Source organism: Mycobacterium sp. IS-3022, from assembly GCF_001500065.1.
In the GTDB taxonomy this organism is placed as follows: domain Bacteria; phylum Actinomycetota; class Actinomycetes; order Mycobacteriales; family Mycobacteriaceae; genus Mycobacterium.
This window is the reverse complement of record NZ_LQIN01000023.1, coordinates 301,825-321,581: the sequence shown is the minus strand read 5'-3', so window position 1 is coordinate 321,581 and position 19,757 is coordinate 301,825. Positions and strand designations below refer to the sequence as shown.

The 19,757-nt window shown below is 66.6% G+C and carries 26 protein-coding genes and 4 tRNA genes; 20 read left to right on the top strand and 10 right to left on the bottom strand.

Translation table 11 applies throughout. From position 1 onward, the window contains the following. The first annotated feature begins 258 nt into the window (after positions 1-258). The gene (locus AU188_RS25325; protein ID WP_156426705.1) at positions 259-423 is read left to right on the top strand and encodes a hypothetical protein; all 165 of its coding nucleotides are present in this window, start codon (positions 259-261) and stop codon (positions 421-423) included. 51 nt (positions 424-474) lie between these two features. Here the strand turns inward: AU188_RS25325 and AU188_RS15955 are convergent. Further along, positions 475-549: transfer RNA gene (locus tag AU188_RS15955), tRNA-Val, on the bottom strand. Between the two features lie 43 nt (positions 550-592). Here AU188_RS15955 and AU188_RS25805 point away from each other — a divergent pair. From AU188_RS25805 to AU188_RS26055, 6 genes are all read left to right on the top strand, one after another. Further along, on the top strand, positions 593-721 hold the full coding sequence (locus AU188_RS25805) for a hypothetical protein (RefSeq protein WP_286137508.1): 129 nt from the start codon (positions 593-595) through the stop codon (positions 719-721). Positions 722-827: 106 nt separating this feature from the next. Further along, positions 828-900: transfer RNA gene (locus tag AU188_RS15950), tRNA-Gly, on the top strand. Positions 901-927: 27 nt separating this feature from the next. Further along, positions 928-998, top strand: a tRNA-Cys gene (locus AU188_RS15945). 13 nt (positions 999-1,011) lie between these two features. Further along, positions 1,012-1,086 (top strand) — tRNA-Val (locus AU188_RS15940). 339 nt (positions 1,087-1,425) lie between these two features. Then, a complete protein-coding gene (locus tag AU188_RS15935) occupies positions 1,426-2,097 on the top strand; it encodes a thermonuclease family protein (RefSeq protein WP_059164640.1) in 672 nt (223 codons plus the stop codon). After that, positions 2,085-2,624, top strand: a complete 540-nt coding sequence (locus AU188_RS26055) for an excalibur calcium-binding domain-containing protein (RefSeq protein WP_502687618.1) — start codon at positions 2,085-2,087, stop codon at positions 2,622-2,624. Before AU188_RS15935 ends, AU188_RS26055 begins: the two co-directional genes overlap by 13 nt. Before the next feature lie 314 nt (positions 2,625-2,938). Here the strand turns inward: AU188_RS26055 and AU188_RS15925 are convergent, their stop codons facing one another. The 3 genes from AU188_RS15925 to AU188_RS15915 form a co-directional block, all read right to left on the bottom strand. Beyond that, entirely contained in the window at positions 2,939-3,211 is a 273-nt protein-coding gene (locus tag AU188_RS15925; RefSeq protein WP_059164776.1) for a WGxxGxxG family protein, read from the bottom strand. Positions 3,212-4,186: 975 nt separating this feature from the next. After that, positions 4,187-4,789, bottom strand: a complete 603-nt coding sequence (locus tag AU188_RS15920; protein ID WP_286137507.1) for a hypothetical protein — start codon at positions 4,787-4,789, stop codon at positions 4,187-4,189. Between the two features lie 242 nt (positions 4,790-5,031). After that, a complete protein-coding gene (locus tag AU188_RS15915; RefSeq protein WP_286137506.1) occupies positions 5,032-5,322 on the bottom strand; it encodes a hypothetical protein in 291 nt (96 codons plus the stop codon). Positions 5,323-5,575: 253 nt separating this feature from the next. Between AU188_RS15915 and AU188_RS25320 the strand changes: the two genes are divergently transcribed. Both AU188_RS25320 and AU188_RS15910 read left to right on the top strand, forming a co-directional pair. Next, entirely contained in the window at positions 5,576-5,746 is a 171-nt protein-coding gene (locus tag AU188_RS25320) for a hypothetical protein (RefSeq protein ID WP_156426704.1), read from the top strand. A 132-nt stretch (positions 5,747-5,878) separates the two neighbouring features. Then, positions 5,879-6,298: a hypothetical protein gene (locus AU188_RS15910; RefSeq protein ID WP_059164636.1), complete on the top strand. Its 420-nt coding sequence runs from the start codon at positions 5,879-5,881 to the stop codon at positions 6,296-6,298. Positions 6,299-6,303: 5 nt separating this feature from the next. Here AU188_RS15910 and AU188_RS15905 read toward each other — a convergent pair whose 3' ends face one another. Then, entirely contained in the window at positions 6,304-6,657 is a 354-nt protein-coding gene (locus tag AU188_RS15905) for a helix-turn-helix transcriptional regulator (protein WP_059099872.1), read from the bottom strand. 76 nt (positions 6,658-6,733) lie between these two features. Between AU188_RS15905 and AU188_RS15900 the strand changes: the two genes are divergently transcribed. The 6 genes from AU188_RS15900 to AU188_RS15875 are packed head-to-tail and all read left to right on the top strand — an operon-like array spanning position 6,734 to position 10,176. Further along, entirely contained in the window at positions 6,734-7,222 is a 489-nt protein-coding gene (locus AU188_RS15900; RefSeq protein WP_059164635.1) for an SRPBCC family protein, read from the top strand. 32 nt (positions 7,223-7,254) lie between these two features. Next, the gene (locus AU188_RS15895; RefSeq protein ID WP_059164634.1) at positions 7,255-7,980 is read left to right on the top strand and encodes a Clp protease N-terminal domain-containing protein; all 726 of its coding nucleotides are present in this window, start codon (positions 7,255-7,257) and stop codon (positions 7,978-7,980) included. A 35-nt stretch (positions 7,981-8,015) separates the two neighbouring features. Further along, a complete protein-coding gene (locus AU188_RS15890; protein ID WP_286137505.1) occupies positions 8,016-8,498 on the top strand; it encodes an RNA polymerase sigma factor in 483 nt (160 codons plus the stop codon). Then, positions 8,495-9,088: a methylated-DNA--[protein]-cysteine S-methyltransferase gene (locus AU188_RS15885; RefSeq protein ID WP_059164632.1), complete on the top strand. Its 594-nt coding sequence runs from the start codon at positions 8,495-8,497 to the stop codon at positions 9,086-9,088. Before AU188_RS15890 ends, AU188_RS15885 begins: the two co-directional genes overlap by 4 nt. 56 nt (positions 9,089-9,144) lie before the next feature. Continuing rightward, positions 9,145-9,636 carry a hypothetical protein gene (locus AU188_RS15880; RefSeq protein ID WP_059164631.1) on the top strand — a complete coding sequence of 164 codons (492 nt, stop codon included), beginning with the start codon at positions 9,145-9,147 and terminating at the stop codon, positions 9,634-9,636. Between the two features lie 6 nt (positions 9,637-9,642). Then, positions 9,643-10,176, top strand: a complete 534-nt coding sequence (locus AU188_RS15875; RefSeq protein ID WP_059164630.1) for a GNAT family N-acetyltransferase — start codon at positions 9,643-9,645, stop codon at positions 10,174-10,176. A gap of 48 nt (positions 10,177-10,224) precedes the next feature. Here the strand turns inward: AU188_RS15875 and zapE are convergent, their stop codons facing one another. After that, positions 10,225-11,262 (bottom strand): cell division protein ZapE, encoded by a 1,038-nt coding sequence (gene zapE / locus AU188_RS15870; RefSeq protein ID WP_059164629.1) that lies wholly within the window; start codon positions 11,260-11,262, stop codon positions 10,225-10,227. Between the two features lie 34 nt (positions 11,263-11,296). On the opposite strand from zapE, the gene AU188_RS15865 reads away from it, so the two are divergent. The 4 genes from AU188_RS15865 (at position 11,297) to msrB (ending at position 15,516) form a co-directional block, all read left to right on the top strand. Continuing rightward, entirely contained in the window at positions 11,297-12,079 is a 783-nt protein-coding gene (locus AU188_RS15865) for a pyrimidine reductase family protein (protein ID WP_059164775.1), read from the top strand. A gap of 36 nt (positions 12,080-12,115) precedes the next feature. Continuing rightward, positions 12,116-13,681, top strand: a complete 1,566-nt coding sequence (locus AU188_RS15860) for an alpha/beta hydrolase (protein ID WP_059164628.1) — start codon at positions 12,116-12,118, stop codon at positions 13,679-13,681. Between the two features lie 6 nt (positions 13,682-13,687). After that, a complete protein-coding gene (aftC, locus tag AU188_RS15855; protein WP_059164627.1) occupies positions 13,688-15,031 on the top strand; it encodes an arabinofuranan 3-O-arabinosyltransferase in 1,344 nt (447 codons plus the stop codon). A gap of 71 nt (positions 15,032-15,102) precedes the next feature. Beyond that, a complete protein-coding gene (gene msrB, locus AU188_RS15850; RefSeq protein ID WP_059164626.1) occupies positions 15,103-15,516 on the top strand; it encodes a peptide-methionine (R)-S-oxide reductase MsrB in 414 nt (137 codons plus the stop codon). 71 nt (positions 15,517-15,587) lie between these two features. On the opposite strand, the gene AU188_RS15845 is transcribed toward msrB, so the two are convergent. The 4 genes from AU188_RS15845 to hemE are packed head-to-tail and all read right to left on the bottom strand — an operon-like array spanning position 15,588 to position 19,055. After that, entirely contained in the window at positions 15,588-15,899 is a 312-nt protein-coding gene (locus AU188_RS15845; protein ID WP_156426703.1) for a hypothetical protein, read from the bottom strand. 39 nt (positions 15,900-15,938) lie between these two features. Next, positions 15,939-16,634, bottom strand: coding sequence for a hydrogen peroxide-dependent heme synthase (gene hemQ, locus AU188_RS15840; protein WP_059164624.1), 696 nt, complete (start codon positions 16,632-16,634; stop codon positions 15,939-15,941). Positions 16,635-16,638: 4 nt separating this feature from the next. Beyond that, positions 16,639-17,994 carry a protoporphyrinogen oxidase gene (locus AU188_RS15835; protein WP_059164623.1) on the bottom strand — a complete coding sequence of 452 codons (1,356 nt, stop codon included), beginning with the start codon at positions 17,992-17,994 and terminating at the stop codon, positions 16,639-16,641. Continuing rightward, positions 17,991-19,055, bottom strand: a complete 1,065-nt coding sequence (gene hemE / locus AU188_RS15830) for a uroporphyrinogen decarboxylase (protein ID WP_059164622.1) — start codon at positions 19,053-19,055, stop codon at positions 17,991-17,993. The genes AU188_RS15835 and hemE overlap by 4 nt, the downstream gene beginning before the upstream one ends. Before the next feature lie 165 nt (positions 19,056-19,220). On the opposite strand from hemE, the gene AU188_RS15825 reads away from it, so the two are divergent. Further along, a complete protein-coding gene (locus tag AU188_RS15825; RefSeq protein ID WP_231740335.1) occupies positions 19,221-19,757 on the top strand; it encodes a DUF3000 domain-containing protein in 537 nt (178 codons plus the stop codon).

The window sequence follows — 19,757 nt, the reverse complement described above, 5'->3', positions numbered from 1 at the left end:
AGGCGCGGGCGCGGGAACGTCGGCGGCGTAGGCGTCAGAAGCGGCGGGGCCACTGATGAAGTCGCGGACGAACTGGAAGGCCGTTGGGCAGCGGGTGCGGTGCCGGTTCTGTGGGTCGGACTACCCCACAGACCGGTGCCCGTGCCCGTCAGCGCGTCTCCGGTTTCCGGAACAAGATTCCGCTGACCAGCATAAACGTCCGGATACCGGATGAAAGTTCTTGTTGCGCAACAGCTTTCGTAGGCGTAAGTTGCCGCCATGAACACAACCACGATTCACCGATCAGCCGCCACCGACCCCGACGAGGTTGAGCGGGTGGAGCGCTTCTGCCGTGCCCTGTCTGAAATGGTGAGACGCAACTACCTGACCGCTGACGAGGCGTCAGCCCTGGTCGACGCGGCGCGGGCGGCGGTGGCCGGATAGCACGCCAGATAGCACGCACCTGGCGAATGCCGGTATATGCGCAGGTCAGGGTGGTGGTCCCGGCTGGGTTCGAACCAGCGACCTTCCGCGTGTGAGGCGGACGCTCTCCCACTGAGCTACGAGACCGGAGAGTCGACCGAATGGCCGAACGACGTCGAAGACTAGCACGGTGAAGGGTCGCGACCCGAATCCGCCCGAGGTTTCAGCAGCGGCCACGGCCGCGGATTCCGATGCGCGCCGCGCGGCCGGCTCGGCCCGCGGCTTCTCCATCTTCTGCGAGTACTACCAGTCGTTTTGAAACACAAACGGGCGGAGACGCACCGGCAAACACGGAGATTTGTGCAGCTACACTTTGGTGGACTATCGTCGTGCTTCGCGACGGGCGACGATGTCGTTCGTGGCGCGCGGATGTAGCGCAGTTGGTAGCGCATCACCTTGCCAAGGTGAGGGTCGCGGGTTCGAATCCCGTCATCCGCTCGAAGGTGCAGTGGCATCAACCCCAGCGGTGGAGTGGCCGAGTGGTGAGGCAACGGCCTGCAAAGCCGTGCACACGGGTTCGATTCCCGTCTCCACCTCAACGATGATCTGGCGCGATTAGCTCAGCGGGAGAGCGCTTCCCTGACACGGAAGAGGTCACTGGTTCAATCCCAGTATCGCGCACCAGTACCGCCGCACTTCAAGGACTGATTCTTACGCCCGAACCGCTGGCATGCGACTCCCAAGACTGGGACTTGTGTCCCAGGTCACACATTAGCTAGAGTGCCTTTCAGGCCGGGGGGCTAACTTCACCAAGATCGTTATTCATGTGGGGGAACACATGCTTCGAGTCGTGGTTTGTGCTGTCACCTTTGCCGTAGCTGGCTCAGGGTTCGCGCCGGCGATCGGCTCCGCTCCCTACGATTCCGGCCTGGACCGCGACAGCGACGGAATCGCGAGCGAATCGAACACGTGAGGTTCGCAGCTTCTGCAGCGTGGCGCGCCTGCGCTGCAACCGTCGGCCTGATGGCAGCCGTTCACCTGGCGCCGTCGGCGGCGGCTGAACCGGTCGCCGCCACGGCGACAGTCCTCGAGATAGTCGATGGCGACACCATCGACATTCGCGACGACAACCGCGGTCACTTGCGCGTGCGGGTCCTCGGCATCGACACCCCCGAGACAAAGAAGCCTGGTTCTCCCGTCGAGTGCTGGGGACCCGAGGCCACCGAGTTCGCCACGTCGAACCTCCTCGGAAGCAGAGTTGCGGTCGTCATCGACCCGACACAAGATCGAACCGACCGCTACGGCCGCACCCTCGCGTACCTTGTGCGAGCCGACGGCTGGAACTACTCGATCGAAGCAGCCCGCGCGGGTGCGGCCCGGTCGTACATCTACGGGGGTAACCCCGTCAGCCTCTACGACGAGATAAAAGCCGCTGAGCAAGAAGCCAGAAACGCTCCGCGTGGGCTGTGGGCCCCACCGTGCAACGGCGACACGGCATCGACGGCCATCGACACAGGAAATACGTCTCCACCGCCGGCTCTGCCAGCCGCTGACATCCCGCCGCCGTCCTCGAGCGCTTACTACGACGACTGCGACGCGGCGCGCGCAGCCGGCGCCGCACCTCTGCGAGCCGGCGAGCCCGGGTATCGCGCCGGCCTCGACGGCGATAGGGACGGGGTCGCATGCGAAAAGTGATGTTGCGACAGGCTTTTCAGATCACCGGAGCCGCGACGGTGGTGATGCCGCTTATGTTCAGTCCTCCGGCCGTGGCGGTCCCCTTCAGCACCTGCGATCAAGCCGAGGCGGCGGGCGCGGCGCCACTGTTCGCCGGGCAACCCGGTTACAGTGCCGAACTTGACCGCGACGGAGACGGCGTGGCATGCGAACAAGCCAACGGCCCTGCCCCCTCTGGTCCCCCACTGATCCCGTCCGCGAACACATATACGACTCTCATCGCCTGGGACGGAGCGCCGTGCATCGATGTGATCTGGCCGAACAACAACCAGATGGTTCGGGAGAATATTTGCCACGAACCTGGAGAAGTCAAGCTGATTTTCCACACAGCCGCCCCAGGTCAGTTGATCGGCGCCGACCCGATCATCGGCGCCGCGAATGGCGTCGCCTGCTCAGTCATGCGCGACTCCGACAAGACGATCCTGATCCGAAGCGACGCTGATGCGGGTGACGGCAGAGACGTTGACTGCACCATCGCCGCCTCCTGAGGGAGTCGGCCCGCGGTCGACACGCTGTTACGTCCCGCCTAGCCGGCGGCACCAGTTGGGGTTGCTCGCAGGCGACCACGTCTCACGCGAACGACGACATCGACTGACGACATTAAGGATGTGGAGTCGCAACACAATGGAAAGCGAGAACTCTTGCTGCCCTCCTGCTTTCATCGGGTTTCGTTTCCCGGCTCCCAAACAGCGTGTCCGTGGCACTAGCGCCACCTGCTCTACCGGCGGCGAGCCGGAAGACGACGCGAGCCCCCCGTGGTGGCGTAGCACCTGGCGGGGGGCTCGGTCGTTGAAAGTGGTGACTAAGCGCGCGGGTTCGTTATGGTGCCGCCACCGCGAGTCGCCGGGTAGTCGGCATCCTTGCGACGCTTCAGCCCGGCCAACCCAAGGAGACCAAGAAGTCCGGCAAGGCCCCACAGGCCGTTGTCGCCGCCGTCGTCTTCTTGCTCCGCTTGCTGAGCCAGGGTGGTCGTCGTCGCCGGGGCCGGGGTTGAGAGTTCGGTGGCGTGAGCCACGCCAGCCCCGCCGAACAACAGGGTGAGAGTGGTCGCGCCGACCACAAGAGTCTTCTGCACGGTGAATGCTCCTTGAGAGTAGAACTTCGAACCGACGGGAACCTGTTCGCTCAAGAGTTCCGGCTCGCAAGCCACTATTTACCCGTCAGCGCAGAGCTAAACTTCAAAGCAGTTGAAAGTGCAGCACTCGAGTGCATAATTGCTGCTCATCACCGACTGTGATCAGTGACACAGGGCCAAACTCGTTAGCTCAGTTAACACTGATGCATCGATCACGCATCAGCTGACTATGTTGGACTTCTCCGCGACCGTTGGCGACTTGCCGAACGAGGCTCTTTTTGTGCTTATGCGCCGACGCCACTGCGAGCTGCTGCTCGTCAATTCCAATGGTTGATCGATGGTTTCGGAGAATATGCGTTCGGGCACTAGCAACTGCAGCGTCGACACTGGAGGTTGGTCACGTCTCTGGTCGACGTGAGGCGTCCGGCGGGGTGACCCTGAGAGTTCAGCAGCGAGCCTGGCCCGCCGACGCCGTCCCCCTCTCCGTTTCGTATTGACTACGCGAAAACCGCTAAACGGCCGCTCCGTTGGTCCAGCAGATGCAGCCGACGCTATGAGCAACGCCAGCACCTTGGGGTGATCACCGAAGCGTTGGCGCGTCCAAGCCACCGGATCAGCAGGTCGAAAATTCGCAACGGCAACTGAACTCGAGGCGCTGGCTGTTTGCTGGCGGATACTTCAACCTATGGCCGATGACGCTCATGATGATTCGATTCAGTACCCGAACGACCCCGAGAACTGCACCCACTTACGCGTCAGCGTCAAGGGCTCGGGAGCAATGCAGGACGCCCAAATCGACGCTGGCACATCAAATTGGGGGACGTGCCAGGACTGCGGAAAGCGGGTTCCCAATCCGGCGCCAGGAGTCGGCGGGTCGACCGGCGCCGCGGACGATAAGCCTTGAGGGGTGACCGCATCCGACTGTCTATAGGCGTCACCGCTGCCAACAAATCAGTTGCGGAAGCCTTGCGTCAGTCAGGCTTCTACGCCGTAGCCGCCGCGGAGATCCTTGTGGGCGGCTTTCAGAATGGTCTTGCACAGCTCCACCAGCGCCTCGACGTCGATGTCCGCCTCATCGCCCAGTCGCTTGAGCCACTGTCCTTCTTCTTCTTTCAGCTCGGCCCACTTGCGCTCCGCGAAGATCGCCTGTTCATCGGTTGGTGGGACGTCCCCCGCTGTCTGAACCAATCGTCGCTTGCACGCATCCAACTGCGCCAACGAGTAGCCGTGCTCACGGAACTGGCGGTCCCATTCGTCAAGCACCACTTCGGTGAGGTCACGAACCGGTTCTGCGGCATACATCATCAACTCGGCAATTCCGTCGTCCATACCCAGCCGAACACGAAATTCGTACAGCTGCCGAATGGCTTCCGCCCGCCTTTGGCTCAGGCTCTGTTCGGTCGCTTCGGACCCGGCGAGTTGTTCTGCCCCGCGCTTGAGGTGGAGGGTCGCTGAAATGAGACGCTTCAGCGCGGCCTTCTTGTCTTCCCCCGCCCGCTTCTCGTAGTCCAAGACCAGAGCGTGGTCTCTTTCTTCCTTCTTGGTCTTCGCGTCGATGCGTTTCGTCCAAATCGCCACGGCCGCAGTGGATACGACGGATGCGAACGGCACCAAGGTGGCCGAGACCATAGTTGCCCAACTCATCGCGTCGCAACTCCTCGCTGGGCAGACACGACTCCCCCGTATTCGCACACTGTCGTCATTTGCCCGTGATTCAGTCTGCCTGACTGCGCCCAAGCGCATGCAGTTTTGACGCTTCCGCCAATAGCTACTTCACGCCGGAACTTTCCGAATGCAAGATTCCTAGGAGCTGTCTGTCGTCAGACCATGGCAGCGATGATCGCCAGCAGGGCAAGCACGACGACGATGAGCCCGACCATGACGAAAAACGCGCCGGTCGCCGTCAGCTGCTGGGCGCGGCTTGCCTCGTCGTTGAGCATGTCTTTGATCGACGTCTTCATCCGCGCAAAGAGGTCTTTCCACGAGATGCGCGCCAGGCCCCGCCTGGTGGCTGCCGGCTCGCGGCCCGGTTCATCGGGAACTTCGCCGACACCGTTGCCGTACAGCACGAGGCCGAACACGATCATGACAGCCGCCAGGATCAGCAGCACCACCGCGATTGCAATCAATTGCCGCTCTATCCGTCGAGTCGAAAGTCGTTACTGCGCTGATCGTCTCATTCGAATCGAGCAAGTTCAATGACATCCCGTCAGCCCCGGCAAAGAACTTCCGAAGCGGCATTTCCCCCGATCGGTGGAGTCGATGTCATCCGGAAGAACGGCCGATCAGCCGACGCGTCCAAGCCCGAAACGTCAATACCTTCATGCCCGTATCCGTCGTCCCCAAACACAGAAAGGATTTCCGATGACCACCACCAATCTGATGGACGATCACTACACCGTCATCAGCCGAGCCGGCGGAGTCCAGACCTCCCGCGTCGTCATCGCGGGCAGCTGCGCCGACGCTGCGGAGACACATCGTGAGCATTACCCCGGCGGCGACATCCTGCGCGTCTTTCACGATCCGCCTACATGACCTCAGTGCCTGGACTACCGGCGGGCTCAGGGTCCACCGGTGCCCGCGTGTCGGGAAAACGCTCGGCGGTGGCGGTTCACCTACTACGCTTTGCTGCAGACCGACCGGTCATGACGACCCAAAGGGTGGGACATGATTCGCCAACTATTCGCCGCCGCTGCGATCGCCTGCGCCGCCGTCTGCGCGGCCCCGTTCGCCGCCGCTGACGACAGGGACTACCCCGACACGCCCGGCCGCTACGCCACCGATGTGCCGGGCATGAACTACGACGCGCACCTCACCGCTCCATGCACCAACATGGAGCGCTTCACGTTCGGCCGCGGACCCGGCGGCGAAGTCTTGCAGTGCCGCTGGATCGAGAACCAGTGGCCGCCGGTCTACACCGGCTTCTGGGTCGCCGCCTACGAGCTGTACGGCGTGCAGGAGGTCGGATCGCCCTGCCCCAAGCCACAAGCCGCCGCCCAGGCGCCCGATGGACGGCCGATGCTGTGCCTCGGAGCGCGCGGCTGGCAGCCCGGCTTCTTCACCCGCGAAGGTTTCTTCCCGAGATAGGAACCTCAGGTGCGTAGCGTCTCGCTGGGCGCGGTCCCGAAGGTCCGCTTGTAGACGCTGCTGAATCGGCCGGCGTGACTGAATCCCCACCGGCCCGCAATCGCCATCACGGTGTCCCTGCGCGGGTCCGCAGTTTGCAGTTCCCGGTGCGCGCGATCGAGGCGCACCCGCCGGAGATACTCCAGTGGAGTCATGCCGAGGTGCCGCCGAAACGCGTACTGCACCGAACGCGGCGTCACGTTGACGGCGGCGGCAATATCGCTGAGTGTTATTTCCCTGTGCGCGTTCTCGTTGATGAACGTGATCGCGCGACGCAAGACGGCAGACTGTACGCGGGCCGGGTCAATGTGGTTGCGCATAGCAACTTCCGGATACCCCGGCCGCATTGACCAAAACGACTCCCCCCAAGTTCTGCAACCTTGACATGATTTGCCAATGGCCGACCGAATCGAAGTTCAACGCACCATCGACGCACCCGCGTCCGACATATTCGCCGTGCTGACCGACCCTCACGGGCACGTCGCAATCGACGCGACCGGAATGCTGCAGGACGCCGAGGGTGATCGGGTCCGCGCAGCCGGTGACACCTTCGTCGTACACATGGACCGCGAGGCGCTCAACGACTTTCCGATGGGCAAATACGACGTCACCGTGTCGATCCGCGACTTCGAGCAGGACGCCCTGATCTCGTGGACCATTCTCGGCCGGATTCGCCCGCAGATCGGCCACGTCTACGGCTATCGCTTGGAACCCGCCGCCGACGGCACGCAGGTGACGTCGTTCTACGACTGGTCCGACATCGACCAGCACTGGCGGGACGCCGGCATCTTCCCCGTCGTGTCCGAAAATGCGTTGCGGGCGACACTGGGCATCCTCGATCGCACGGTCAAGCGCGGATACCCGCGATCGTCAACCAACGGTTGACGCAGCGTCCGCCGTCAACCTAAGGTTGACACATGACGGAGAACGCGAAGATCACCAACCCGGTACGGCTCGACGACCTCATCGACGTCATCAAGGAAGTGCACTCCGAGCCCCTCGACCAGCTCACCGACGCGGTGTTGGCCGCCGAAGCCCTCGGCGAGATCGCCGACCACCTGATCGGCCACTTCGTCGACCAGGCCCGCCGGTCCGGGGCGTCGTGGACGGAGATCGGCAAATGCATGGGCGTCACCAAGCAGGCCGCCCAGAAGCGCTTCGTCCCCAAAATGCCGACCGACGCCGATGTGCTCGACCCGAACGCCGGGTTCAGCCGGTTCACGCCCCGCGCTCGCAACGTCGTCGTGGAGGCGCAGAACCTGGCCCATGCGGCCGGAAATCCGGAGATCGGCTCCGATCACCTGCTTTTGGCGTTGTTCAAGGACCCCAACGGCCTGGCCGCCAAGTTGCTGGCCGCACAGGGCGTCGACGTCGACGCGGTGACCAAGGTGGTGTCGCTGCCGGAGCGGACCGCGGATGAGCTGCCCACGCTCATCCCGTTCAACGCCGCCGCGAAGAAGGCGCTCGAGCTGACGTTCCGTCAGGCACTTCGATTGGGACACAACTACATCGGCACCGAGCACATCCTGCTCGCGCTGTGGGAAGCCGAGGACGACGACGGTCCCCTGCACCGCGTCGGCGTCGACAAGGACCGCTTCGAAAGTGAACTCGTCGCCGCACTGGAAGCCTTCACCAAGGACTGATCTCACACCCGGCGACGCCGCGGCGTCTTCATGATGTGAGAGTGCGACCGTTCGAAGAGGTGGTGGCCCAGCACGGACCCACCGTGCTGCGGGTCTGCCGCGCGGTCGTCGGCCCCGTCGACGCCGAGGACGCCTGGTCCGAGACGTTCCTGTCCGCGTTGCGCGCCTACCCACAGTTGCCCGCGGACGCGAACGTCGAGGCTTGGCTCGTCACCATCGCCCACCGCCGCGCCCTCGACGTCGGCCGCGCCCGCTCGCGCCGGCCGACGCCCACCGACCCGATGCCGGATCTGGCGTCACCGCGCGCGGACCCGGCGGCCCGCGACCACGACCTGTGGGATGCCCTGGCACGCCTGCCCGCCAAGCAGCGACAGGCCGTCGCCTATCACCACATCGCCGGCCTGCCGTTCAGCGAGATCGCCGATTTGCTCGGCAATACCCCCGACGCCGCGCGCCGCGCTTCGGCTGACGGCATCAAGACCCTGCGCAAGTTCTACCGGGAGGACCAAATTTCATGACTGCCAACGTGTTTGACGCTCTGCACGCCGATCACGAAACGCTCGACCGGCTGCACCGACGACTGGAACGCGCCGCCGATGACGACGGCACGCTCGACATCGCCTACCGCACTATCGACAGTCCCGTCGGTCCTCTGCTGCTGGCCGCCACCACCGCCGGGTTGGTACGCGTCGCCTTCGACATCGAGGGCCACGACACCGCGCTCAACCGACTGGCGGAGGCCGTCAGCCCCCGCATCCTGCGCGCGCCGGGCCGACTGGACCCCGTCGCACGTCAACTCGACGAGTACTTCGCCAAACGTCGCACGGTGTTCGACGTGCCGATCGACCTGCGGCTCACCGCGGGCTTCCGGCGCAGCGTGATCGAGCACCTGCGCGACATCGGCTACGGCCGGCGCGAAAGCTACGCGACCGTCGCCGCCGCCGTCGGGAATCCGCGCGCCGTGCGCGCCGTCGGGACCGCATGCGCGCACAACCCGCTGCCGGTGGTGATCCCGTGCCACCGCGTCGTGCGGTCGGACGGATCCACCGGGCAGTACGTCGGTGGCCCGGCGGCCAAGTCGGCGCTGCTGGATCTCGAGGCCGCCTGAGCGTGCCTGACGCGGAAGCAGCTGTAACACGTTTCAGTGTGTGCGATCATGCGGGGATGCGTCGCTGGTTCGTGCTCCTCGTCGCCGCGATGGCGACTGTCGCCGGGATAGTCGCTGCGCCTGCGTCGGCGGTCACCGCTCCGATCGGCAGGCTGGGCGACACGTTGCAGGTCAAGTTCAAGGGCCTGGTCGCCGACATCACCGTGCACAGCGTGGACCCGTCTCCCATCCCGCCCGGCTTCGGCTATCCGCCGCGGCCACCGCGCCACCAGGTGTGGCGCGCCTGGGTGACTGTGCATCCGATTCAGGTGCCGACGCCGTACGCCCAGTCGATCACCTACAGCTTCCGCGGCGTCACGGCGACGGGCGACAGCTACGAACCGCGCAACACCGATGCTCCCGACGCGCTGCAGCGCGCGCTGGGCAACGCGCCCGCGGGGTCGACGGTCAGCGGTGCGGTCTTCTGGGACTGCTACCGCGACCTGGTGTCAAACGTGGTGTTGCTCGACCGGGTCACCGGCGAGCACCTGGCTCAATGGAACGTGTAGTCGCCGTTGGACATTGACGTCGCGACGGCCGTCGACACCGACCTGGCCGAAGTCGCCGACGTCGCGGCCCGCACCTTCCCGCTCGCCTGTCCGCCGGGGGCGACACCGGACAACATCGCGGCGTTCATCGACGAAAACCTGTCCGAAGCGCGCTTCCGCGAATACCTCGCCGAGCCCGACCGGGCGGTACTCGTCGCTCGTGCTTCCGATGGGCCAATCACCGGCTACGCGCTGCTGATTCGCGGCGTGCCCGACGACCCCGATGTGCAGCGCGCCGTCGAACTGCGACCAGCCGTCGAGGTGTCGAAGATCTATGTGCTGCCCGAACGTCACGGCGCCGGCGTGGCGGCTGCGCTGATGTCCGCGGCGCTGCGGGAGGCGGAGGATCTCGGCGCCAAGGTGGTCTGGCTCGGCGTCAACCAGGAGAACCACCGCGCGCAGCGGTTCTACGCCAAGCACGGGTTCGCGGTCACCGGCACGAAAACCTTTCGGTTGGGCGCCGGCATCGAGAACGACTACGTGATGGTGCGGACCATCTGAGCGCGAGCAGAAGCCAAGTGCCCGAAAAACCTGCGGTTTCGGAGCATTTCACGTCTGCTCGCCGAGGGGGGTGCCCTCCCTCGACAGCGCGAGCAACCGCGAGATCGCGCGCAGGTACTTCTTGCGGAAACCGCCCGCCAGCATGTCCTCGCTGAAAATGGTGTCGAGCTTGGCACCCGACGCCACCACCGGTATCCCCGCGTCGTACAGCCGGTCGGTCAGCGACACCAGGCGCAGCGCGACATTCTGGTCGTCGACCGTGTGCACGCCGGTGACGAAGACCGCGCTGACACCCTCGATCAGCGTCAGGTAGCGCGAAGGGTGCATGGTGGCCAGGTGCGCGCACAGCGCATCGAAGTCGTCGAGCGTCGCGCCGGCTGTCTGCGTGGCGCGCTCGCTGACCTCGGCGTCGCTCAGCGGCTCCGGCGCGGGCGGTAGATCGCGGTGCCGGTAGTCCGGTCCGTCGATGCGCACCGTCTCGAAAATCGCTGCGAGAGTGTTGATCTCGCGCAGGAAGTCCTGCGCGGCGAAGCGGCCCTCGCCGAGCTGCTCGGGCAGGGTGTTCGAAGTCGCCGCCACCGACACCCCGCGTTCGACGAGCTGTGACAGCAGCCGTGAGATCAGCGTCGTGTTGCCCGGGTCGTCGAGTTCGAACTCGTCGATGCACACCACGACGTAGTCGGCCAGCAGGTCGATGCACTCGACGAAGCCGAAAACACTTGCCAGCTGCGTCAACTCGCCGAACGTCGCGAACGCCTTCGGCCCCGGCAGCCGGTAATACGACGACGCCAGCAGGTGCGTCTTTCCGACGCCGAAACCGCCGTCGAGATACAGCCCGACTCCGGGCAGCACCTCACGGCGGCCGAAAATCTTCTTCTTGCCCGCCCGTCGCTGCTCCGCCTGATCGCAGAACCGCAGGCATGACTGCACCGCCGCGGCCTGCGACGGCTCCGCGGGGTCTGGGAGGTAGGTGTCGAAGCTGACGTCGGAGAACGTGGGCGGCGGGACCAGTTGAGCGATCAACCGGTCCGGTGTGACGTCGGGGTGACGGTCCACCAGATGTTGCACCGCGCCGGACCCGTCCATGCAGGCACCTTATCGACGTGCTGCAATCGTGTTCATGCCCGATACCGCCGCTGCGGCGCAGTTCACCGTGCTGGGGACCGACGGCGCCCCGATCGACAGCGCCGACCGGCGGCTCGCCGACTTCTACGCCTACCCCACCGACCTGCAGACCTGCTGGGTGCGCGGCAACATGATCGCGAGCATCGACGGCGGCGCGACCGCCGGCGGCAAGACCGCTGCGCTCGGCGGGCCGGGCGACCGCAGCGTCTTCGAGCTGATGCGCTATGCCGCCGACGTGATCCTGGTCGGGGCCTCCACCGTGCGCACGGAGAACTACTCCGGTACGCAGGTGCCCCTCGAGCAGCGCCGCAACCGGCAGGCCCGGGGTCAGGCCGAGGTGCCGCCGATCGCCGTCGTCACCCGGTCCGGGAACCTCGACCCCGGCGCCCTGTTCTTCACCCGTACCGAGGTGACGCCGCTGATCCTGACGTGCACCACCTCCTATGCCGACACCCGCAGCCGCCTCGGCGCGGTCGCCGAGGTGATCGACGCTTCGGGTCCGCGCCCCGACGCGGTCGACGGCTTCACCGCACTGCGCGTACTGGCCGAGCGCAAGCTGTTCCGCGTGCTCACCGAGGGCGGCCCGCTGTTCCTGAGCGAGCTGATCGAGGACGATCTGCTCGACGAGCTGTGCCTGACCGTGGCGCCGTTGCTGGTCGGCGGCAGGGCGCCGCGGATCGCTGCGGGATCCGGCGAAGTGCTGACCCGCATGCGGCCGGCGCATGTGCTGACCGACGACGACGGCTATCTGTACACCCGCTACGTCCGGCTCGGGTGAGCCGCGGGTGAGCCGCGCATCAGTACTGTGGTCGGCATGAATCGGCGTGGTCAGCTGGTCCGGCTCCTGAGCCTGGCATCCGTCGCGGCGGTCGTCGCGGCGTGCTCGCCGGGCCTTGCCGCCAATCCCCGCTTCGCCACCGACTCCGGCGCGGGCCCGCAAGGCGAGCCGACGTCGACCCAGCAGGAGCAGGGACCGCCGGCCGTCGAGGCGCCGAAGAACGAGCTGGCGTGGCGGGACTGCACGGCCCGTGCGTTCAGCGACGCCGCGGTGCCTGCCGTGCCCGGGGTGACCCTCGACTGCGCCACCTACGACGCCGACCTCGACCCGATCAACGGCGTGTCGGGCTCGGTCAGCATCGGTGTGGTCCGCGCTCGCAGTCCGCAGACCCCAGCCGACGCCGGGCCGCTGGTCATGACGACCGGGACGGACCTGCCGTCGTCGACGCAGCTGCCGGTGTGGCTGTCGCGCGCCGGCGCCGACATGCTCAAGACCCGCCCGATCGTGGCCGTCGACCGGCGGGGCATGGGCATGTCCAGCGCACTGGACTGCCGCGACCTGTTCGACCGTCAGGAGATGCTCGACCAGGCGCAGTTCCAGGCCGGCGACGACCCAGTCGAGAACCTGGGCGCGATCGTGCAGACCGCGACGACAAGCTGTACCGACACCATCGCCCCTGGTGACTCGGCCTACGACAACTCGCACGCCGCCGAGGACATCGAGCGCCTGCGCAGCACCTGGGACGTGCCGGCGCTGGCGCTGCTGGGTATCGGGAACGGAGCGCAGGTGGCGTTGGCGTACGCCGGATCGCACCCCAACAAGGTCGCGCGCCTGGTGCTCGACTCGCCGTTGCCGCTCGGGATCGCCGCCGAAGCCGCGATGGAGCAGCGCGTCAAAGGCGAACAGGCCGCGCTGGACGCCTGGGCCGCGCAGTGCGCAGCGACGAACTGCCCGTTGGCGCCCGACCCGAAGGCCGCGGTCGATGAACTGCTCTCGGCGGCGCGTCAAGGTCGTGGGCCCAACGGCGCCGCGGTCGCGACCGTCGCCAACGCGATCTCGACCGCACTGGCCTACCCGCGCGGAGACCGGATCGCGGCGGGCAATGCCTTGGCCGCGGCGGTGGCCGCCGCACGGTCCGGGGACACGAACCCGTTCACCGACCTGATCGCTCAGGCCGAAACCCTGCGCAACAGCGACGGCCAGTTCGTCAACGGCTGCAGCGACTCGTTGAACCGGCCGACCCCGAACCGGGTTCGCGAACTGGTCGTGGCGTGGGACAAGCTGTACCCGCAGTTCGGCGCCGTCGGGGCGCTGAACCTGGTCGACTGCCTGCACTGGCCCAGCGGGACCACCCCGCAGGAACCGAAGAACCTCGATATCCCCGTGCTGCTACTCGGCACCCAGAACGACCCGATCGTCGGCAACGAGGGGGTCGCCGCGGTGGCGGCCACCGTGATCAACGCCGGGTCGGCCAACAAGCGGGTGATGTGGCAGGGCATCGGGCACGGCGCCTCGATCTTCTCGCCGTGTGCGATGCCGCCGGTGATCGGCTACCTGGACACCGGCAAGCTGCCAGAGACCGACACGTTCTGCCCTGCCTGACGCCTGATGCCGACGGCGGTCGGGTACCGTGCGGTCGTGCGCGATCTTGTGACCGCCGCCTTCCGGCCCCGCAGCTCCCCGCCGAGCGTGGCAGATGTGTTGAAGCTGATCCTGTGGCCGCTGGCGATCCTGTTCATCATTCACCGCAGCTACGTGCTGGCGACCAACGGCTACATCACCGACGACTACGGGCCCGTCTACCGGGCCGTCGTCAATTTCAAGATGGGCTGGGACATCTACAACGAGCACTTCGACCACGTCGACCCGCACTATCTCTATCCGCCGGGCGGCACGTTGTTGATGGCGCCGTTCGGCTATCTGCCCATCGATGCGTCGCGGTACTGGTTCATCTTCTTCAACACGGTCGCGATCGTGCTCGCCGCGTACTTCCTGATCCGGCTGTTCGGCTACACCTACCGCTCGGTGGCCCTGCCCGCCCTGCTGGTGGCGATGTTCAGCACCGAAAGTGTCATCAACACACTGGTTTTCGGCAACATCAACGGCTGCATCCTGCTGTTGGAGGTGCTGTTCTTCCGCTGGCTGCTCGACGGAAACAAGAAACACGAATGGTGGGCCGGTGTCGCGATCGGCCTGACCGTGGTGGTCAAACCCATTCTGCTGCCGCTGATGTTGCTGCCGCTGCTGAACCGCCAGTGGCGACCGTTCGTGGGCGCCGTCGCGGTTCCGTTGGTGTTCAACGCCGCCGCCTGGCCGTTGATCAGCGATCCGATGAACTGGGTCACCCGCACGTTGCCCTACATCATGACCACCCGCGACTACTTCAACAGCTCCATCGCGGGCAACGGCATCTACTACGGCCTGCCGGTGTGGCTGATCCTGTTGTTGCGCATCGGGTTTGCGCTCCTGGCGGCCTACACGCTGTGGTTGCTCTACAAGTACTACCGCACCCGCGATCCGCTGTTCTGGATGCTGACGTCCTCGGGCGTGCTGCTGATCGCGTCGTTCCTGGTGCTGTCACTCGGCCAGGGCTACTACTCGATGATGCTGTTCCCGTTCCTGATGACGGTCGTGCTGCCGAATTCGGTGCTGCGCAACTGGCCGGCGTGGCTGGCGATCTACGGGTTCATGAGCGCGGACCGTTGGCTGCTCGGGCATTGGCCGACGACGGGCCGGTTCCTCGAGTACATGAAGTTCACCTACGGCTGGGGGCTGATGCTCGTGGTCGTGTTCTCGGTGCTGTACTTCCGCTATCTGGACGCCAAGGCCGAGGGCCGACTCGACGACGGGATCGATCCGGTGTGGTTGAAGGAGCGTTCGGCGCCTTCCGCGACCGCCGAGCCCGTCGCGTCGACGGCGCCGGCGAAGCCGACAGCACCGCCGATCAGCTGACGCCAGCCCTGGCGGCGATTTCGACGTCGAGGTACAAGCGCGTCGCCCAGAAAAATCGCTAGCGTGGAGGCATGACCACACCGGCTCCCAAACTTCAGCTGACCGACGACGAGTGGCGCAAGAAGCTGACTCCCGAGGAATTCCACGTTCTGCGCGAGGCCGGCACCGAGCGCCCGTTCACCGGTGAGTACACCGACACCAAGACCGAAGGCGTCTACGAGTGCCGTGCCTGCGGCGCCGAACTGTTCCGCAGCACCGAGAAATTCGAATCGCACTGCGGGTGGCCGTCGTTCTTCGATCCCGCCGACTCCGACGCCGTCATCCTGCGACCGGACGACTCGCTGGGCATGCGGCGCGTCGAGGTCATCTGCGCCAACTGCCACAGCCATCTCGGGCACGTCTTCGAAGGCGAGGGATATCCGACGCCGACCGACCAGCGCTACTGCATCAACTCGGTATCACTGCGCCTGAAGCCCAATTCCTGATCGCCGAGCGTGCGCTCACTGCGAAAATCCGAGCGGAAATTCGCAGTAGCCGCACGTTCGACGCACAAACGCTACGCCGGGTAGACGGCGAACTCGGCGCGGTCTTCGGTGTCGGCGACACATTGGAACAGCAGCGGCGCGGTCATCGCGTTACCGGAGTAGCAGGTGAACGGGCCGATGACCTGGTACTTGTCGCCGTTGAGGTCGTACTGAACGGCGTAATCCGATGCGGTGATGCAGTCGATGTCGCCGGCGGTGATGTCGATGACCTGACCGAACCGCGGAGCGCATCGCTCGCTGTCCGGTGACTGCGCGAAGCCGCTGGGTGCCGCGACCAGCGCAGCAATCGACATCGTTGCGGCAACCAGAGCCTTCGTCCTCATCGACCCATGATGAACGAGCGCAACCGCCGGTGTGGGCTTTTACGGCAGCCGTTCGATCAACTGCTCGGCACCCACCCTCGGGCCCGTGAAGAACGGCGTCTCCTCACGGGTATGCCGTCGTGCGTCAGTGGCGCGCAGGTCACGCATCAAGTCGACGATCCGGTACAGCTCCGGCGCCTCGAACGCCAGGATCCACTCGTAGTCGCCGAGCGCGAACGCCGGCACCGTGTTGGCCCGGACATCCTTGTACCCCCGCGCCGCCATGCCGTGCTCAGAGAGCATGCGGCGCCGCTCCTCGTCGGGCAGCAGATACCACTCGTAGGACCGGACGAACGGATACACGCAGATGTAATTGCCGGGCTCCTCGCCGGCCAGGAACGCCGGGATATGGCTCTTGTTGAACTCCGCCGGCCGGTGCAGCGCGACGCTGCTCCACACCGGTTCGCTCGCGCGCCCCAATGTCGTGGTGCGACGGAAGTCCGCGTAGGTGGCCTGGAGCGCCTCGACGTTGTCCGCGTGCGTCCACATCATGAAGTCCGCGTCGGCGCGCATGCCCGCGATGTCATACAGGCCACGCACGACCACGCCGCGTTCCTCCTGCTGCTTGAGGAAGGTCGCGGTCTCGTCGACGACCGCTGCGCGCTCCTCGCCCAGCTCGCCCGGCCGCACCGAGAACACCGAAAACATCAGGTAGCGGATGGTGGAGTTGAGCGTGTCGTAGTCGAGTTTGGCCATAGCCCTATCGTGCCACGCGCGGAGTGACCAGCGACGCCGCCGCCCTGGTCGCCGCCGACACACACGCGGGCACGCCGATGCCGTCCAAGAATCCGCCCGCCACCGCGATCGTCGGCGGCAGCCCTGCCCGCAACTCCGCCACCAGCTGACCGTGGCCGGGCCCGTACTGCGGCATCGCGTCGATCCACCGCTGCACGTGACAGTCGACCGGCTCCGTCCTCACCCCGAACAGCGTCGCCAGATCCTGCGCAGACCAGGTGAGCAGGTCCTCGTCGCCGGCGCTGCGGGCCAGGTCATCGCCGAATCGGCCGAACGACAACCGCACCAACTCGACGTTGCCGCGCGGACCCCACTTGCGCGACGACAACGTCACCGCTTTCGACCGCAGGCGTTCACCGCTGGCCACCAGCACTCCCGACTGCTGCGGCAGCGGCGTCCCGCCCGGCAGCGCCAACGCCACCAGCGCCGTCGAGGCCACCGGGATGCGTCGCGCCGCGGCGGCGGCACGCGGCGCCACGTCGGCGATGAGCTGCGCCAACCGCGGTGCCGGCACGGCCAGCACCAGCGCGTCCGCGCGATGGCGGGCACCCTCGTCGTCGACCACTTCCCAACCGTGCGGCGCTCGGTGCAGGCTCTCGGCGGTCACCTGCAGCCAACGCAACCCTGCGCGGCGGGCGAGCTCCTCGACCAGCACCGTGTAGCCGCCGTCGACCGCGCCGAAGACCGACCCCGACGCCGCCGGAGGCAGCGCCTCCCGCACGGCGTCGGTCAGGCTGCGCGCGCCGCGGTCCAGTACGGCGGTCAGTGCCGGAACTGCCGCCCGCACCCCGATCGTCGCCGCGGAACCGGCATAGACCCCGGCCAGCAGCGGCTCCACCGATCGGGTCACCACCTGCTCACCGAACCGGTCGCCGATCAGTTCGGCGACGGACGGGTCGGCGCCGGGGCGCCAGGAGAACGGCCGGTGGCGTTCGGCGTGTATGCGCGCGAGCGTCGCGTCGTCGACCAGCCCGGCCAGCGCCGACGCCTGCGCCGGTATCCCCTGCAGCGTTCCCACCGGCAATGGATGCAGGCGGGCCTGGCTGTAGATCAGCGGGCGCGCACCGGTCGTGCCGACCTGACGGTCGGCCAACCCGAGCTCGGCCAGCAACGCGGGGACTTCCGGTCGCCGCGCGACGAACGCCTCGGCGCCCACGTCCATCGGCTGGCCGCCGACCCGTTCGGTGCGCAGTACGCCGCCCAACCGGTCCGCGGGGTCCAACAGCGTGATCGTTGCGTCCGGTCCCGCCGCCACGCGCAGTCGATAGGCGGCGACAAGACCCGAAATGCCGCCGCCGACAACGCAGTACGACGCCGTCACAACGAATGCACCAGCGCCACGACATCGGTGATCATCCCCGGATCGGTGGCGGGCAGCACGCCGTGGCCCAGGTTGAACACATGGCCGGCCGCGCCGGCGTCGACAGCGCGCCTGCCGTCGTCGACAACGGCACGTGCTGCGCGTTCTGCGACAGGCCAGCCCGCCAGCAACACCACCGGGTCGAGGTTGCCCTGCAATGCCGTCCCGGGCACTACTCGGGCGGCGGCGTCGGGCAGCGACGTGCGCCAGTCGACCCCTACGACGGCCGGGGCACCGTGGCCGGAGGCCGCCTGCGACATCGCGCCCAGCAGTTCGGCGGTGCCCACCCCGAAGTGCGTCATCGGCACCCCGGCGCCGGCCAACGCGGCGAACACCCGGGTGCTGTGCGGCAGCACGTAGCTGCGGTAATCGGCCAGCGACAGGGTGCCCGCCCACGAGTCGAACACCTGGATCGCGTCGACCCCGGCGTTCACCTGCACCTGCAGAAACGCGATCGTGACGTCGGTCAGCGCGGTCATCAATGCATGCCAGGTGTCGGGTTCGCCCAGCATCATCGCCTTGGTGCGCTCGTGGTTGCGGCTCGGACCGCCTTCGACCAGATAGGACGCCAGCGTGAACGGCGCGCCGGCGAACCCGATCAACGGCACGTCGCCGAGCTCGGACACCAGCATTTCGACGGCCTCGGCGACCGGCGCGACCTGCTGCGGCTCCAGCGGCCTGAGGGTAGCGACGTCGGCGGCGGCCCGGATCGGATGATCGATCACCGGGCCGACGTCGGGCACGATGTCGAGGTCGATGCCGGAAGCCCGCAGCGGCACGACGATGTCGGAGAACAGGATCGCGGCGTCGACCCCGTGCCTGCGGACCGGCTGCAGCGTGATCTCGGTGATCAGCCCGGCGTCGAAGCAGGCCTGCATCATCGTGTTCTTCGCCCGCAGCGCGCGGTACTCCGGCAGCGACCGGCCGGCCTGCCGCATGAACCACACCGGCACACGACTGGGTTTGCGGCCGCTCGCGGCGGCCAGATACGGCGACTCGGGCAGCTCACGGCGGATGTTCATCGGTTTCAATGCTGCCATGCGGACCGGCGATGACCGTCCTCGCCTCGAGGCGGACCGATGCCCGGCCGAATCGGCGCGCCATGCGCACAGACCAGCTCAGATCAGCTAGCGTGGATCGTCGTGACCACCGCCGAACCGGCTCAGTTCCGCGAAGCGGTGGCGGCAATGACTGCCACCACCGTCCGACCGGAGATCGAGCTCGGCCCGATCCGCCCGCCGCAGCGGCTGGCGCCGTTCAGCTATGCGTTGGGCGCCGAGGTCCGACATCCCGAGACCGTGATCGTCCCGGAGCGCTCGGAGGGCGATGCGTTCGGTCGGCTGATTCTGCTGCACGACCCCGAAGGCGCAGAGGCGTGGGACGGCACCATGCGGCTGGTCGCCTACATCCAGGCCGACCTGGACCCCAGCGAGGCGGTCGATCCGCTGTTACCCGAAGTGGCGTGGAGCTGGCTCGTCGACGCCCTCGAGGAACGGGCCGAACACGTCACCGCGCTGGGCGGTACCGTCACCGCCACCACATCGGTGCGCTACGGCGACATCTCCGGCCCGCCGCGGGCTCATCAGCTCGAACTGCGAGCCTCGTGGACGGCGACGACGCTCGAGCTGGGGCCGCATGTCGAGGCGTTCTGCGAGGTGCTCGAGCACGCGGCCGGTCTGCCTCCTCAAGGCGTCACCGACCTGGGCTCACGTACCCGCGCTTGA